The organism is uncultured Chryseobacterium sp., from assembly GCF_913776365.1.
Taxonomy (GTDB): Bacteria; Bacteroidota; Bacteroidia; order Flavobacteriales; family Weeksellaceae; genus Chryseobacterium.
In genome coordinates, this window is record NZ_CAJYMO010000026.1 from 1 (window position 1) to 16,416 (window position 16,416).

16 protein-coding genes, 1 pseudogene and 1 riboswitch are annotated in these 16,416 nt (G+C 44.2%); of the genes and pseudogenes, 8 read left to right on the forward strand and 9 right to left on the reverse strand.

Going from position 1 to position 16,416, the window contains the following annotated elements:
• On the reverse strand, nucleotides 1–147 hold a 147-nt coding region (locus QZ735_RS01550), incomplete at its 3' end, for a DUF2752 domain-containing protein (protein ID WP_367117822.1).
• Between the two features lie 24 nt (nucleotides 148–171).
• A complete protein-coding gene (gene namA, locus QZ735_RS01555; protein ID WP_294243554.1) occupies nucleotides 172–1,224 on the reverse strand; it encodes an NADPH dehydrogenase NamA in 1,053 nt (350 codons plus the stop codon).
• Between the two features lie 104 nt (nucleotides 1,225–1,328).
• Between namA and QZ735_RS01560 the strand changes: the two genes are divergently transcribed.
• From QZ735_RS01560 to QZ735_RS01580, 5 genes are all read left to right on the forward strand, one after another.
• Nucleotides 1,329–1,811, forward strand: coding sequence for a cytidine deaminase (locus QZ735_RS01560; RefSeq protein WP_294243555.1), 483 nt, complete (start codon nucleotides 1,329–1,331; stop codon nucleotides 1,809–1,811).
• Nucleotides 1,812–2,013: 202 nt separating this feature from the next.
• Nucleotides 2,014–2,148: riboswitch (cobalamin riboswitch) on the forward strand.
• Between the two features lie 113 nt (nucleotides 2,149–2,261).
• Complete coding sequence (locus QZ735_RS01565; RefSeq protein WP_294243556.1) at nucleotides 2,262–4,286, forward strand: TonB-dependent siderophore receptor; 2,025 nt, start codon at nucleotides 2,262–2,264, stop codon at nucleotides 4,284–4,286.
• A 13-nt stretch (nucleotides 4,287–4,299) separates the two neighbouring features.
• Complete coding sequence (locus QZ735_RS01570) at nucleotides 4,300–5,424, forward strand: DUF5074 domain-containing protein (RefSeq protein ID WP_294243557.1); 1,125 nt, start codon at nucleotides 4,300–4,302, stop codon at nucleotides 5,422–5,424.
• 29 nt (nucleotides 5,425–5,453) lie between these two features.
• On the forward strand, nucleotides 5,454–6,734 hold the full coding sequence (locus QZ735_RS01575; protein WP_294243560.1) for a T9SS type A sorting domain-containing protein: 1,281 nt from the start codon (nucleotides 5,454–5,456) through the stop codon (nucleotides 6,732–6,734).
• A gap of 29 nt (nucleotides 6,735–6,763) precedes the next feature.
• Nucleotides 6,764–7,765: a T9SS type A sorting domain-containing protein gene (locus tag QZ735_RS01580; protein ID WP_294243562.1), complete on the forward strand. Its 1,002-nt coding sequence runs from the start codon at nucleotides 6,764–6,766 to the stop codon at nucleotides 7,763–7,765.
• Between the two features lie 280 nt (nucleotides 7,766–8,045).
• Here QZ735_RS01580 and QZ735_RS01585 read toward each other — a convergent pair whose 3' ends face one another.
• The 7 genes from QZ735_RS01585 to QZ735_RS01615 all read right to left on the reverse strand — a co-directional run bounded on the left by QZ735_RS01585 (nucleotide 8,046) and on the right by QZ735_RS01615 (nucleotide 14,791).
• Nucleotides 8,046–9,467, reverse strand: a complete 1,422-nt coding sequence (locus QZ735_RS01585) for an HD domain-containing protein (RefSeq protein WP_294243565.1) — start codon at nucleotides 9,465–9,467, stop codon at nucleotides 8,046–8,048.
• A gap of 164 nt (nucleotides 9,468–9,631) precedes the next feature.
• A complete protein-coding gene (locus QZ735_RS01590) occupies nucleotides 9,632–10,180 on the reverse strand; it encodes an L-threonylcarbamoyladenylate synthase (protein ID WP_294243566.1) in 549 nt (182 codons plus the stop codon).
• Nucleotides 10,181–10,540: 360 nt separating this feature from the next.
• On the reverse strand, nucleotides 10,541–10,969 hold the full coding sequence (gene tnpA / locus QZ735_RS01595; protein WP_294243568.1) for an IS200/IS605 family transposase: 429 nt from the start codon (nucleotides 10,967–10,969) through the stop codon (nucleotides 10,541–10,543).
• 484 nt (nucleotides 10,970–11,453) lie between these two features.
• A complete protein-coding gene (locus QZ735_RS01600; RefSeq protein WP_294243569.1) occupies nucleotides 11,454–11,957 on the reverse strand; it encodes a DinB family protein in 504 nt (167 codons plus the stop codon).
• Between the two features lie 141 nt (nucleotides 11,958–12,098).
• Nucleotides 12,099–13,238 carry a cystathionine gamma-synthase gene (locus tag QZ735_RS01605; RefSeq protein ID WP_294243570.1) on the reverse strand — a complete coding sequence of 380 codons (1,140 nt, stop codon included), beginning with the start codon at nucleotides 13,236–13,238 and terminating at the stop codon, nucleotides 12,099–12,101.
• Nucleotides 13,239–13,373: 135 nt separating this feature from the next.
• Complete coding sequence (gene gldC, locus QZ735_RS01610; RefSeq protein WP_294243571.1) at nucleotides 13,374–13,700, reverse strand: gliding motility protein GldC; 327 nt, start codon at nucleotides 13,698–13,700, stop codon at nucleotides 13,374–13,376.
• Nucleotides 13,701–13,807: 107 nt separating this feature from the next.
• Nucleotides 13,808–14,791, reverse strand: coding sequence for a gliding motility protein GldB (locus QZ735_RS01615; protein ID WP_294243573.1), 984 nt, complete (start codon nucleotides 14,789–14,791; stop codon nucleotides 13,808–13,810).
• Between the two features lie 55 nt (nucleotides 14,792–14,846).
• Here QZ735_RS01615 and QZ735_RS01620 point away from each other — a divergent pair, with 55 nt between their 5' ends.
• From QZ735_RS01620 to QZ735_RS01630, 3 genes and pseudogenes are all read left to right on the forward strand, one after another.
• Nucleotides 14,847–15,515, forward strand: a complete 669-nt coding sequence (locus QZ735_RS01620) for a leucine-rich repeat domain-containing protein (protein WP_294243575.1) — start codon at nucleotides 14,847–14,849, stop codon at nucleotides 15,513–15,515.
• A complete protein-coding gene (locus tag QZ735_RS01625; protein ID WP_294243576.1) occupies nucleotides 15,505–16,026 on the forward strand; it encodes a GNAT family N-acetyltransferase in 522 nt (173 codons plus the stop codon). The genes QZ735_RS01620 and QZ735_RS01625 overlap by 11 nt, the downstream gene beginning before the upstream one ends.
• Before the next feature lie 59 nt (nucleotides 16,027–16,085).
• Nucleotides 16,086–16,416 (forward strand): annotated as a pseudogene (locus tag QZ735_RS01630) (NAD(+) synthase); the annotation flags it as partial.

Sequence of the window (16,416 nt, forward strand, 5' to 3'; positions counted from 1 at the left end):
GGTATATACTGCCGGAAACATATGGAATGCCTCCCTGAACCGACCCTCGAAAACCATGGCAATAGCCCGCTGGCTTCCGCAGCCGAAACATTCGATCCCCAAGAATTTCTTGCTGGGACAGGGTAACATGAAGTCTTCAATTTTCATACGGCTTTCGGCATTCGGGTAAAGTTATGAAGAAATTTTTGCTCTTTCGTACTGGTGTGGGAAAAAACAGTCTTTTTTCATTTCAAAAGATCCGTGTACTGCCGTATAAGGATTTCTCAGGATTTCCCTGGCAATAAAGATAAGATCGGCTTCTCCTTTCTGAAGGATTTCCTCAGCCTGTTTTGCTGTGGTAATCAGCCCTACCGCTCCGGTTTCGGTGCCGCCTTCATTCCTTACCTGCGAGGCAAAAGGAACCTGATACCCCTTATGCACCGGAATTTTAGCACCATGGATATTGCCACCGCTGGAAACGTCCACCAGATCTACTTTATGTTCTTTTAAAATCTTTGAAAGTCTTACACTGTCATCGACATCCCAGCCGTTTTCGGCATATTCTGTTCCTGAGATCCTGACAAACAGTGCAATATTGTCGTCCAGCTCTTCATTTACGGCATCCACTACTTCCAGCAGGAACCGGATCCGGTTTTCAAAGCTTCCTCCGTATTCATCAGTCCGGATATTGGAAAGCGGTGACAGGAACTGGTGGATCAGGTATCCGTGGGCCGCATGGATTTCCATCACATCAAATCCTGCCGCTGCTGCTCTTCTTGCCGCTTCCTTAAAATACCGCACCTGCTCCTTTACCTCATCATGGGTCAGGGCATGGGGAATCCTTTCTGTAGGATGGTAAGGAATAGAACTCGGCGCAACGGTTTCCCAGCCTTCCCCTAAAGGAATCTGCTTATTTTCCCAGGTGGATCCTTTCCTGCCGGAATGGGCCAGCTGTATCCCTATTTTGCTTTCGGAGTTGCCGTGGACGAAATCCACGATCTTTTTCAGCTTCTGCGCCTGTTCATCGGTCCAGATGCCCATACAGTGGTTGGTGATTCTGCCGCGGGGTTCTACGCCGGTAGCTTCCACGATGATTAATCCGGTTCCGCCCTGTGCGCGGCTGCCGTAATGGACAAAATGAAAATCATTTGCCAGCCCGTTTTCACAGGAATACATACACATCGGGGACATCACCCAACGGTTTTTCAACTCAACATTTCTGAACTTAATCGGAGTGTATAACATTGTAATCTGATTTTTAGAAAATTGAAAATTGCAAAGAACAGGCCTATATTGCCCATCTCGGCTAAAAGAGGTAGATTTGTTCCCCTTTTTTTCCCTTACAATATATGAAAAAAGAAACTCAGATCAGCTACGAATACTTTAAGAACAGCAGCGAACTGTCCGGTACAGAGCACGCCTTATTAGAAAAAGCAAAGGAAGCCCGGGAGAAGGCATATGCTCCTTATTCCGATTTCCTGGTAGGCTGTGCCGTGCTGCTGGAAAATGGCGAGATCTATTCCGGGAACAACCAGGAAAATGCGGCTTACCCTTCCGGGCTCTGTGCAGAACGCACCGCGCTTTTCTGGATTGCAGCCAACTTTCCGGAAGTAAAGATCAGAAAAATCTTCATCGTAGGCGGTCCGAGAGCAGCTTACGGAAACCATCCGCCCATTCCGCCCTGCGGAGCCTGCCGCCAGAGCATGATGGAGTATGAGACCAAACAGAAGGAAAACATTGACCTGTATTTCTCCAGTATGAATGAAGAAGTGGTGAAAGTAAATGCCATCAAAGACCTGCTGCCATTTTATTTTGATGCCACATTTTTATAGGAAATCAAAACTTTTTTTCTTTTATATTTAAAAAATCCATAAATCGTTTCCGGTCCGGCCCGGGGATGATACATCTTATTTTTCCTGGCCCGGCATACTTTTCCGGACGTGGAGACGCACTGTAAATAACATCATTACCTTATACCGCATTTGTACTATTTTTAAAAAAGGCATTGTAAAATTACATATTTCTCATTGCCTACTCTTAATTAAAGCCTTACCTTTGCCTTGGTTTACCGATGGGAATTTGGTGAAAATCCAAAGCAGACCCGCTACTGTAAACAGGTTCCGTAAATAACCTGTAAGTCAGATACCATGGTAAACGTATCTATTGATGAAGCTTTCGTGGAGTGAGGCGCAGTCGGCAATCAACCTCTTTGTGATCAGCAAAGCCGGGTTACTTCCTTCTATGTATCATTCGGCAGGCTTCCTATGGCTGAGTAAAATTGAATGAGAAAATATTTACCTTTTTTTACGGTTTTCCTGATCAGTGCGCCTGCATCCGTTTTTTCACAGAAGCGGGAAAATGACAGCATCGGTACCCGGATGATCCAGGATATTATCATCAACAGCAAGCGCCAGGAAACCGGGGTGATCTCTTCGCAGAAACTTTCCGGAACGGAGCTGGAAAAGCTGAACAGCACTTCCGTAGCCGATGCCGTACGGTATTTCTCCGGCGTTCAGATAAAGGACTACGGTGGAATCGGCGGGATGAAAACGGTCAATATCCGGGCTATGGGAAGCCAGCATGTGGGCGTATTCTATGACGGTATTCCTATTGGCAATGCCCAGAACGGTACCGTGGATCTGGGAAGGTTTTCTCTTGATAACCTGGAAGCCATCTCCCTTTATAACGGGCAGAAAAGTGAAATTTTCCAGTCCGCCCGGGATTTTGGTTCCTCCGGATCCATTTACCTGCAGAGCCGGATACCGGTTTTCAGAGGGAACAAAAAGACCAATCTCAATTTCAATTACCGCTCCGGGTCTTTCGGGGTCATCAATCCGTCTGTCCTGCTGGAACAGAAAATCAGCAATGCGGTAAGCCTCTCTCTGAACACGGAATACCTTACCGGAAACGGAGAATATAAATACAGACAGAAAGTGGCTCTGCCGGACGGCTCACTGGGATGGGAAAGCTATGGAACCAGAAGAGGCGGTGATATCGAAGCCCTGCGTGCAGAGGCAGGAGTTTCCGGAAAAATAAATAACGGCTCCTGGAAACTGAAAACCTACTATTACGATTCGGAACGGGGAATTCCCGGAGCAGTCGTAAAGAACAGGAATATCGAATCGAGCAGGCAGTGGGACACCAATTTCTTCGCGCAGGGAAGCTTTCAAAAAGAAATTTCCCCGAAGTACCAGTTTCTCGTGAATGCGAAATTTGCTGATGACTATACCCATTATTTCAATGACAATCCGGAAGGAACCCCTATCTTCATAGACAATACTTACAGGCAACAGGAAGTGTATGTCTCTACGGCACACCAGTACTCCCCTTATAAATTCTGGAAAATCAACCTTTCGGCAGATTACCAGTACAATACCCTGGATGCGAATCTGAGGCAGTTTGCCTACCCGCAGCGGAATACGGAGCTTGTGGCACTGGCCACCCAGCTCGATCTGAAAAAATTTAAGCTGCAGGGCAGTATTTTGGGAACCTTTGTCCAGGAAAAAATAGAGAACACCACATTTTCAGTACCTCAGAACCGTTCTGAATTTACGCCGACCGTATTTGCATCATACCGGCCTTTTTCCGCAGATTTTAAGATACACGGATTTTATAAGCGGATTTTCAGGATGCCTACCTTCAACGATCTGTATTATACGGAACTCGGAAGTTCACAGCTAAGACCGGAGTTTACCCATCAGTATGACCTCGGATTTACCTATAACAAGGATTTCAGTTCCGGGATCCTCAAGAACGTCAACCTGATTGCAGATGCTTACTACAATAGGGTTCATGATAAAATTGTCGCCTACCCGAAAGGTCAACAGTTCCGCTGGACAATGGAAAATCTTGGTGAGGTGGAAATTCAAGGGGCCGATGTCTCAGCACAGGCTATCTGGCTGATTTCGGAAAATCTGCTGCTGAGCAACCGCTTTACGTACACCTTTACCCAGGCACTGAACATCACCCAATCTACCGGAATCACCTCTTATTACAGGAACCAGATTCCCTACACGGCAAAGCACAACGGCAGCGTCCTGCTGGGGCTTACCTACAAAGAATGGCAGCTGAATTATAGCTTTATCTACGTAGGCGAACGCTACAATATGTCTGAAAACGTTCCGAAAAATTATGAACAGCCCTGGTATACCAGCGATGTTTCCGGAACCCGGGAATTTGAACTGAAGACATGGAAATTCAGGCTGGGACTGGAAGTGAACAACCTGCTGAACCAGCATTACAGTGTGATCCAGAATTATCCCATGCCGGGAAGAAATTACCGCGTAAGCCTGAGAATAATGCTTTAATAAAATGAAATACATGAAGAAGTTCTGCCTGCTTTTGGTTCTCTCCGTTTTCTCTGCCGTTATTTCGTGCAGGGAAGATTACGACTATATCAATTATGGCCCTACCAACACCGGTGTACAGGAACCGGAAGATATTGCTGTCAAAGGACTGTACATACTGAACGAAGGGAATATGGGCAGCAACAAAGCCTCGATTGACTTCTTCGATTATTCCACCGGCATATTCACCGAAAATTATTATAACGCGCAGAACCCCAATGTAGCCGGCAGCCTCGGCGATGTAGGAAACGATATACATGTTTACCGCGACAAGTTGTATGCGGTAATCAACCTTTCCAATTATGTGGAAGTGATGGATGCCAAAACGGCAAAGCACATCGGCGAGATCAACATACAGAACTGCAGGTATATTAATTTCCATCAGGACTATGCGTATATCACTTCATACGGCGGAGCGGTGGGCAATTCCCAGCCCGGATATGTGCTGAAAGTGGATGTCAATACCCTTCAGACCGTAGGGAAAGTATTCGTAGGAAAACAGCCTGACCAGATGGAAGTAATAGGCAACAGGCTCTATGTAGCCAATTCCGGGGCTTACAGCGCACCTGATTATGACAATACGGTTTCGGTGATCGACCTGAACACCTTTACCGAGATCAAGAAGATTCCGGTAGCCATTAACCTCAGCAAAATTAAAAAAGACGATACAGGGAAGCTCTGGATTACCTCCCGCGGGAACTACGGCAACATTCCGTCCAGAACCTATGTACTGAACCCGGCGACGGATCAGGTGATCAAGGAAATCAATATGCCGATGAGCGATTTTGACATGGTGGACAACAGGCTGTATTATTTCAGCTCTGCCTGGACTTCCTCAGGAACGGCCACAAGTTACGGAATCCTTGATACGGATACGTACCAGGTACTCAGCAATAATTTTATTACCGACGGTACCCAAACCGGAATCGTTACCCCTTACAGCATTGCCGTAAACCCGGTGAACAGTGATATTTTTATCGGTGATGCCAAAGATTATACTTCGTCCGGTGAGCTGTTCTGCTATAACAAGTTCGGGAAACTGAAATGGAAAGTGAAAACCGGTGATATACCGGGCCACCTTGCTTTTTTGACTAAATAAATAATAAACAATATAATACATTTAACAATATGAAACAGTTTTATTCCAACATGTTGAAAGCGACTTTTGTTGCTGCGGGCTTTGTACTGACCTCTGCCCAGTATTCCAATGGGTATATTATACCCAATGAAGGCAATTACGGAAGTCCGACCGCGGAGATTTCCTATATTGACGCGAACAATACCATTACCAACAATATTTATGGCCTGGCCAATAATGGTGAAGCTTTGGGAGACGTTCTGCAGTCTGTTTATTTCAGCGGTAACAAATCATTTCTGGTGGTCAACAATTCCAACAAGGTGGTGGTTGCCAACCGGTCCAGCTTTGTAAAATCGGGAGTTATTACCAATAATATAGTACAGCCGAGATATACTACCGTTGCCAACGACAAATTATACACCACCAACTGGGGCGGTGCCAACGATCAGTTTGTTTCTGTTCATAATGCCACTACCCTCGCCTACATCACCAGCATTCCTTTGAGCCAGGATCCTGAGGAAATCATTACGGTAAACGGAAAAGTATATGTCAACAAATCCTCTTACCGCGCGGGAAACAGCATTGATGTTATTAATCCTGCCACCGACACCATCGTTAAAACCATTACTTTAAGTAACGGATTACAGTCGCTGGTCGTAAGCGGGAATGATATTTTCGCTTTATGTACCGGGAGTACAGGATCTACGGTTTACAAAATCAGTACGGCTACAGATACGGTAACGGCCAGCATTTCCAATGCAGCGGTGGTTCCTGCATCCTCTTATGATGCTCTTAAATTTGCAACAGACGGAAATCAGCTTTTTATTGCCGGATCTACCAGTGTTTATTCTCTGAATACCGACCTGTCTGCCTTCAGCAGCACGCCTGCGTTTACAACAACCTCAAGTTCACCTTACGGCGATTTTTACGGTTTTGCGGCTATCGACGGAAAAATTTTCCAGTGTAATTCCGATTTTACTTCAAATTCCACCGTGAAGGTGTATAACCAGACCGGAACGCTTCTGAATACCTTTACTGCAGGTCTGGGCTCAAACAATGTCTACAAAAACGTATATGCTGCAGGAATTCTTGCCGTAGCTGAAAAGAGCAACGTTAAAACAGTCTCTATCTATCCTAATCCAGTATCCGATATCCTTTATATCAGAAATGCAGAGGCAGCACAATATAGCATTTCAGACCTCTCCGGAAGAATACTGAAATCAGGACTCTATCAGAATGGTATTGTGGTTTCTGATCTTCAGAAAGGAACTTACCTGATCCATATTTCAGGCAAGAATAACCAGGTAACTGAAAAATTCATCATTCAATAAAAAGGAACGGAACATCAACTGAATTTATTATGAAAAAATTATCAATTGCGGCCCTTTGCCTGTTTGCCTTTTTTTCCATGGCTCAGAGCTATGCTCCTCAGGTCGGGATTGCCGGAACCACAGCCATTTCCAAGGACAGCCCGCTGTTTAAATCCTGGGCTGCAGGCTGCACTGTGGTCCGTGGACTTCAGCAGATCAACGGAACAACCGGAACCTACGCAGATGCCGGAACAGATGCCAACGGAACGGGAACAGCCAACGGTTCTATCGTCAGCCTCGGAGACGGCGGTACGGCAACCCTGACTTTCCCCAAAGCCATAAATAATGGCAACGGGTTCGACTTTGCCATATTTGAGAACGGATTTGCTTCAGGCGGTTCAGGACAGGCTTACCTGGAACTGGCCTTCGTAGAAGTAAGCTCAGACGGGGTGAACTTTTTCAGGTTCCCTTCCCATAACGAATATCCATCCAATTATATCCAAAACTCGGCAAGTCCCGGATTTGCGACGATGGATGCCCGGTACCTCAATAATTTTGCCGGGAAATACATCAGCGGCTACGGAACGCCTTTCGATCTGAGTGACCTTCCGGATAATCCGCTGCTGGATAAATCAAGAATCACCCATGTGAAAATTATTGATGTAGTAGGAACCAATATTGACGGTTATAAAACCTTTGACAGCTTCGGAAATGTTGCCGTAGATCCTTTTCCTACTCCTTTCGGTTCTTCCGGGTTTGACCTGGATGCCGTAGGCGTAATCAACGAATCCAGTAATGTGCTGGCTGCTGCAGAATCCAGCGCAGCCGGTCGTAAGATCAGCATTTATCCGAACCCGGCTTCTGACTTCATCATTATCGATGCGAAAAAGGAAACAGAGGTAAAAATCTACAGCATCAGCGGCGCACTGGTGAAGCAGGGGAAAACGGTCAATCACAAAATGGATATTTCCGATCTGCAGAAAGGAAATTACATCGTCAAGACCCATTCGGAAGGCGAACAGCAGAATCTGAAGCTCATCATTTCCAGATAAATGAAAATTGCTGCTGCCATAACGGCACGGATTTACTGATGATGCGATATTGTTTTCTCCGGATCACAGGAAACGGCGGATACCGAATCGCAGCAATAAAAACAGCCCGTGACATCAATAGATTGTTATTACCGGCTGTTAGTAAAAACTGAAATAATTTTTTTTCATCATTTGTGTTTTTTTTCCGGGCGGTTTCTCTGAAGCGGCCCGGATTTTTTTTCATAAAAAAAGCAGCAGTTTAACGCTGCTGCTTATATCATAGGATGAAATTATGCTGGTTCTAAACTAAAGTAAGTCCGATTTTCCCGGCTTCTGCAATAACAAAATTGCGGGCTTCTTCAGGATCATTCGCAATTTCACCTTCCAGGATAGCCTCTTTTACTTTTTCTTTTAAAATTCCGATTTCACGTCCCGGCTTCAGATTGAACAGAGCCATGATTTCCTCACCGGATATCGGCGGCTGAAAATTCCGCACCTGGTCCTTTTCCTCCACTTCTCTGATCTTTACCGCAACATATTCGAAATTCTTTTTGAACCTTTCCTGCTTTCTGGAGTTCTTGGTGGTAATATCTGCCTTACAGAGTGTAAACAGGTCTTCCATATCTTCACCGGCATCAAAGAGCAGCCTTCTCAATGCGGAATCCGAAGTATCATCGGTAATCAACGCAATCGGTCGGGAGGAAAGCTTTACCATTTTCTGCACATATTTCATGTCCGGCCCCAGGGGAAGCTTAAGTCGCTGGAACAGGTTTCTTACCATTTTCGAGCCTAAAAATTCATGTCCGTGGAAAGTCCAGCCTGTTCCTTCTACAAATTTCTTGGTCGGGGCTTTTCCGATATCGTGGAGCAGGGCTGCCCAGCGGAGCCAGAGGTTGTCCGTATGCTGAGAAATATTATCAACCACTTCAAGGGTATGGTAAAAATTGTCCTTATGGGTCTGCCCTTCTACTTCTTCTACCCCTTTCAGGTCAATAAGCTCCGGAATAATCAGCTTCATCAGTCCGGTCTGCTCCATCAGTTTCAGTCCTGCAGAAGGTTTTTTAGAAAGCATGATCTTATTGAATTCCACCATGATCCTTTCTTTGGATACGATTTTTATTCTTCCTGCTTCCCGGCGGATGGCTTCCAAAGAGGCTTCTTCGATCTCAAAAGCTAAAGTGGAGGCAAAACGGATGGCCCGCATCATCCGTAACGGATCATCGGAATAGGTTTGCGCCGGCTCCAGCGGGGTTCTCAGGATCCCTTTTTCAAGGTCTTCTCTTCCGTTGAAAGGATCGATTAGTTCACCGAAATTCTCTTTATTCAGCGAAATGGCCATCGCATTTACGGTGAAGTCCCTTCTTTTCTGGTCGTCTTCAATGGTGCCGCCCTCTACCTCCGGCTTCCGGCTGTCTTCCGTATAACTCTCTTTCCGGGCGCCTACAAACTCCAGCTCCAGGTCCCTGTACCTGATCATGGCTGTTCCGTAGGTTTTGAATACGGATACTTTCATCTGGGGATCAATTTTTTTCCCTGCCAGCTGCGCAAGTTCGATGCCGCTCTGTTCCGTCACGAAATCAATGTCTGTGGAAGCTTTCCGTTTCATCAACAGGTCCCGGACATATCCGCCGACGATATACACCGACTGTTTATTTCCGGCAGCCGCTTCTGAAATAAGCTTGAAAAGTTTCAGGTTTTTATTCTGATTGAGGTTGATGAACATTGTTATAGATATTTAAATAATAACATTCGGATAAAAGACGGATGTTGCTGACAAGATCCGGACTATCAGACCGAATGAAAAGCCATTAAAAATTCAGATCCATGATGAAAGGTTCCCGGATTTTAACGGCTGATGCGGGTGCAAAGATAACCAAAATCTTTTTCTTACTCCCGAAGCACTTTTATCCGGTTGTCTTTCCAGATTTTAATCACGGAAGATCCGGAATATTCGGATACTTTCTCCCGGTCTTCTTCCACCGCATAATCAACCAGGCTGATGATTTCCGGGGAAATATCTGAGAATTTCATCGGGCTTTTATCGCCGCTGAAATTGGCTGAGGTAGAAACCAGCGGCTTGTTCAGTTTTGTAATGAGTTTTTTACAGAAATCATTTTTCACCAGGCGGATTCCGATGCTCCCGTCTTCAGCCAGCAGTTCCTGAGGCAGGCCCCGCGGGTTTTCGTAGACAATCGTTACCGGTTTTTCGCTCAGATCAATGATTTCCCAGGCCATTTCCGGTACATCCACCAGATCCTGCAGCCTCTTTTCAGATTCCACCAGGATGATCATGGATTTATTTTTCTCCCTCTTCTTGATATCAAATATTTTATTGACCGCTTCCCTATTGGTAGCGTCGCAACCGATTCCCCAGATCGTATCGGTAGGATACAGAATGGTTCCCCCGGATTTTAATAGGCTGATGATGTTTTCCATTTTGACTCATTTTATATTCCGCCTCCTCATCAAAGACTGATAACAAGATGCAAATTTACGATTCTTTATGCGCTTTAGAAAACAAGGAAGATGAAAAATTGGCGTTTACAATCATATTGCCCTGACAGATCAGAGCGGTTTTCAACCCGTTCCTATTGATATTTTAAATGTTTTTCCATTCAATAGAAATGGGCTTCAGCCCATTTTCAAAAGATCAATTATAAAAACGTTCAGCGCAAATCAATGTGCGATGAATGTAGACGGCTCAATAAGTTTCGGCTAAAGCCGATTTTGATAACACATAGATCAGAGCAGGTTGAAACCCGCTCCTATTCATGCTTCAATAAGAATTGAAGACATTCATATTGGAAAGTCATATTTATCGATGAATTCATAATATTCTTCTAAAAAACTTTTCCTCCGGTGATGGTATTCTTGGTTCTTAATATACTTCCGGACGGTTTCAATCATCGATTCGGAAACAGAGACTGCAAAATATTCATCCTGCCAGGCAAATTTATCCTTTGTCAGTTGGTTTTTATTGATCCAGTGAGAAGATTCACCTTTCAACAAATGTGCTATTTTTTCTATATTCTGGTTGGATCCTAAGGAAATCAGGCAATGGCAATGATCTGAATAACCATTAACCATATCAATAAAAATTCCTTTTTCAGAGGCATTTTCTTTAATATGCTTCCATACTTTTATTCGTAAATCCAAAGTATTGAGATAAGGATATCTGTTTTTTGTAGAAAAAACGAAATGAATATAAATTTTAATAAAGGACATCTGTGTTATTTTGAAACAAAAATATAATTATTTTAAAAAACAGAGAACACTAAGCTAACGATAATGTTAACCTTTCATAAATCAGACCCGATTAAGATCTGTCTCCAGGAAAGATTACAGACATTTACTATTCAATAGGAATGGGCTTTAGCCCATTTCCAAAAGATCAATTGTAAAAACGCTTTAGCGCAAATCAATGTGCGATTAACATGTGGACGGCTCAATAAGTTTCGGCTAAAGCCGGTTTCGAAAACGCATAGATCAGAGAAGGTTGAAACCCGCCCCTATTGAAGTCGTGGCCATTTGCCATTCAATAGAAAATGGGCTTTAGCCCATTTTCAAAAAAGCAATTGTAAAAACGCTTTAGCGCAAACCTATATGTTCAGTACGAAAGTGACGCAGCTTATTTTGATTTGAAGCTGATTCAAATTAAAAACAGGTTAAAGAAGTCCTGTCATGACACTGGTTTAAGGATTCCGGTTACCTATAAGGCTGGCAAATACCTTTCCTGAATAATATTTAAATGATGGATGTTATGCCCTGCGATAAGCTGGGCGATGGTTTCCACGGAAATCAGGTTGCCGTTGGCAGTTCCGGTATTTTGAAGTACGGATGGATCGAGGGTTTCGATAAGGATAACGGAAGATCTGCGGAGGGTGCGGTATTCATCCAGCAGGGAATCCAGGCTTCGTGTGTTGGCAAAAGAATGGGCAGCATATAGTTCTTCGTCGAAACCGGGCAATTCATGCCGGTCGCCACGGGAAAAGGCCAGAATACGGTACTGGAAAATCCTTTCGGTATCGGATAAATGCAGCAGCAGTTCTTTCAGGGTCCATTTTCCTTCCGCATAGGCAAAAAGGGATTGCTCTTCCGTAAGTCCTGAATAGATAGCAGAGGTTTTTTCTTCTGTCCTTTTCAATTCTTCCTGCCAGTTTCCTGATGGAATAAGGTCGATATACCGCTGAATGTATTTTTGAAAACCAGTCATAATTGAATTATTTAATAATAATGTACCAGTGCAACACTTTACCCGCATGGCAAGCATAACCGGTATGGCTGCATTGATACATTATTATATTGTTATATTGTTACATTTTTACATTGCAACATAGCTACATTATTAGCCTAATCAGGAAAATGCTCTCTCAAGATCGGCAACCAGGTCTTCGGCATCTTCTATCCCTACGCTCAGTCGTATCAGGTCATCGGTAATGCCGAGTTCTGCCCTTTTTTCGGCAGGTATGGAAGCATGGGTCATGAGAGCCGGATGGTTGGCCAGCGATTCGACACCGCCCAGCGATTCTGCCAGGGTGAAGACTTTTACATTTTCCAGGAATCTGATGGCATCTTCTTTCTTGCCTGACTTGAAAGTGAAGGAAACCATTCCGCCAAAATCTTTCATCTGGGCTTTGGCCAGTTCATACTGCGGATGGGATTCCAGTCCGGGATAAATCACTTTATCTACGGCAGGGTGTGATTCCAGGTAGCGTGCTACAGCCATTCCGTTTTCAGAATGCCGCTGAACACGCAACGCTAAGGTTTTGATTCCCCGCAAGACCAGATAAGAATCGTGAGGTCCCAGGATCCCGCCGCTTGCAAACTGGATGAAATGCAGTTTTTCCCCCAATTCGGCATCTTTTGCTACCAATGCTCCTGCAATGACATCGGAGTGGCCGCCCAGGTATTTGGTAGCGGAGTGCATCACAATATCAGCGCCCATATCAATCGGCCGCTGCAGATAGGGGGTAGCAAATGTATTGTCTACAGCAACCAGGATATTTTTTCCTTTGGCTACCTCCACTACCGCTTTGATGTCTACCAGCTTCATCAGAGGATTGGTAGGGGTTTCCACCCATATCAGTCTGGTATTTTCAGTGATGACATCAGCAATCTTGGAAGCATCATCGAAATTTACGAAGGTAAACTTCAGCTGGTACTTTTCAAAGAGCCGGGTAAACATACGGTAGGTTCCTCCGTAAAGATCATCTACGGCAATTACTTCATCCCCGGGATTCAGCAATTTCAGGACACAATCGATGGCTGCCAGACCGGAACCGAAAGCCAGTCCCCGCGCTCCGTTCTCAATACTGGCCAGCGAATCTTCCAGAGCCTGTCTGGTAGGGTTGGCTGCTCTTGAATATTCATAACCCGAATGTACGCCCGGGCTTTTCTGGGCGAAGGTAGAAGTCAAAAAAACGGGCACGTTCACAGAACCGGTGGCCGATTCATGGTGCTGCCCTCCGTGTATTACTTTGGTGTTGAAATTCATATTTTTAAATTTGAAAATTTGAAAATTGAATAATTGGATCATCCGCTTTCTATGAAACATGAAAACAGTTTAATTTGAAAATGTAAGGCTGTCATCATTTTCAAATTGCCAAATTATTCAATTTTCAAATGGTTTTTACATTTTTATTGCAGATTTTACGGCAAATTCCTCTGCCATTTCCTCCATCCACTGGGCTACATCTTCTTCACCGGTTGCCCTCTGATAGGTATTCCCCATAGAAACCAGGATCTGGTGCATAAACATTTTCATCTGGTCTACCGGCATTTCCTTTGTCCAGAGATCAATCCGTAAAGCTTCCATTTTTTTATCGTCCCAAACGGAGATCATGGTGGCTTTGGTTTCTTCTTTTTCTATTCCGCCATCCTGGGCATTCCAGGTCATGTACTCAGGGATGTGATTTTCGTCAAGCTCTACATCTATGGTAATCTGGGTTTTTCTCATAACGTTCTGTTTATTTTTACTCAATAATTGTATTTTCAGCCTTTTTCAGGGCTGGTATGCTGCATGGGATGCTTTCTGCTCTTTTCTCTTTATCTGTCAGGACTGTTTTACTTCAGCTTCGGCTTATATCCGGATTGGTTGAAGATCACCGTGGCATCCGTATTCAGGAAATCCTGAAGCTGGGTGTCCGGTTTTTCCTTCAGGTACTGCTTACAGATCTGCCAGCCGGTAAAAATCCCAACCTGCGGTGATGATTCGTTGTCAATTTCCGTATAAAATTTTGAAAATGGCCCCGGCGCAATAAAACGGTCTTCCAGCCGGTGGTCGTCTCCGAAAATCAGGTTATTTTCCACAAAATAATTCCAGATATTGGCTTCGTTGGCCACTGCCCACTCATACTGTTTCTGGGTATAGTTCATTTTCAGGTATTCCGGATAAGTCGGTAGAAAAGCATCTTTCAGGATCATGATCTTGCCGTTCAGAATCATGGTATCGATAAATTTCTGATGGTCCGGAGATTCTTTTACGAAGCCTTCGGCAAAAATCTGCGCAACTTTAGGAACAATATTGTTCGGGTTCATCGATTTCTGGAAATACATTTCCAGTCCTTTATAATGCTTGTTCCCTTCTCCTAAAAACCCGGTAATGTCTACGAACAGAAGGTTTCCCTTAACATCATAAAAAATAGGATCCTGAACCATCTGCAGGGCTGAAGAAAACAGGTAGACCTTAGGACTTTTAAATTCCGGAAAATAATATTTGATATGCGAAAACAGGTCATGCAGATCGGTCTGAAGCTTTTTCTGATCAATTTTTGCAATGGCTTCCTGATAGATTTTCTTTTCGCCTTCATCGGCACGTCTCTTCACAAAATCCGCATCGCTTACCGTACCCTGAAACCAGGGAAATTCTTTCTCGAACTGTTCAAGCGGAAGCTCCTGATTGTAAAACGCTTTGGAAATATCCGTGATTTCCACCTTTTCCGCAGGGGTTTTCACTTCAACGTTCCAGGGGTTCTGCGTTTCTTTTTTGCAGGAACCCAAAGCCAAAACTAATCCGAGGGAAAGTGCGATAATTCTGAAAATCTTCATATTTTTACAGGAAATTTTTAATCTACAAAAATAAGGATTTAAACATAATGTACTGATGAAAAACAAAATATTTACCTTCCTGCTTTTTCTGTCCGGCATTTCCTGCTGGAATGCGCAGAAACTTAATTTTTCGGATAAAGTATTTGAAAAAGCCGTTATCGAGAAATTCGACCTTAATAAAGACGGCGCCATCGACCAGTCTGAAGCAGACAAGGTGGTAAATCTCTTTATTTCCAACAAGATAAAGGTACGCTCTGCAGATGACATCAATTTTTTTAAAAACGTACAGACCGTTGTTCTGGACGGTTCCATCATCATTTCAGTTACGCTTAAAAATCTTGATAAGCTCAGCCTGTTTTCCTGCGAAGCCTGCAATATGCTGGATTTCCAGGCAGAAAACCTGAAAAACCTGACTTCATTATACCTTAACGGAAATAAACTTACCCAGATTTCCCTGAAAAACACGCCCGAGCTCTATGAACTGGTATTATCCTCAAACAGCCTTACATCGCTTGACGTAAGCCCGCTCAAAAAACTGATTACTCTAAACATTGAAAACAACCGCATCAGCAGCCTGGACCTCTCAAACAATCCTGAAATCTGGAAGCTCATGACTAAAAACAATCCCTTACAGGAAACGGATATTAAAAGGGCCAAAACAGCAGCCGTTAAGGTTCCCGCTGCTTCGTCTGCTGCTCCTAAAAAACCGGGAAATGGAAATTAAAACTCAACGGCTGGTCCTTAGAGAATTCGAAGACGCGGATGCCGGACGCCTGTTCCTTATGGATTCCCATCCTGATGTCATGCGATATACCGGCACCGCTCCTGTTACCGCACTCAGTGAATCCGAATACATCATCAGGATGATCCGGCAGCAGTACAGGGAATACGGTACCGGCAGAATGGCTGTCGTCGAACGGGAAAGCGGACTTTTTATCGGCTGGTGCGGATTGAAATACTGCAGGAAAGCAAGCGGACACGAAGATTTTTATGATATAGGATATCGTTTTCTGCCGGAATACTGGGGAAAAGGCTATGCTTCGGAAGCAGCAAGAGCTTCACTGCAATATGGGTTTACCGTACTGAAGTTAACAACCATTTATGCTGAAGTCCATCACGAAAACGCAGCATCCAGCCACCTGCTGAAAAAACTCGGCTTTGTGAAAAGCGGTGAATATATGGAGCCGGACGGCCTGTGTTTTGGGTATGAACTGAAACATGAAAATTTCCATTAAAGATACCCGGAACTTTCTATTCCGGAATTTTTTATTTAATTTAAACTAAAAATAAAACAATGCAGACACAGAAAATAACAGACCATATCGTCAACTGGCTGAAAGACTATGCTGTAAAAGCAAACGTAAAAGGTTATGTCCTGGGTGTTTCAGGAGGAGTGGACTCCGGAGTGGTATCCACCCTATGCGCCATGACGGGGCTTGATGTCCTTCTTATCGAAATGCCGATCCGCCAGAAAGCAGACCAGGTAAGCCGCGCACAGGACCATATTGAAGACCTTAAAAAAAGATTTCCGAACGTACGGGGGGAAAGCATCAATCTTACTCCGGTCTTTGAGAGTTTCGAAAGCACGGTTGCGGGGCATTCCGAGGGCAATCCGAATAATAATC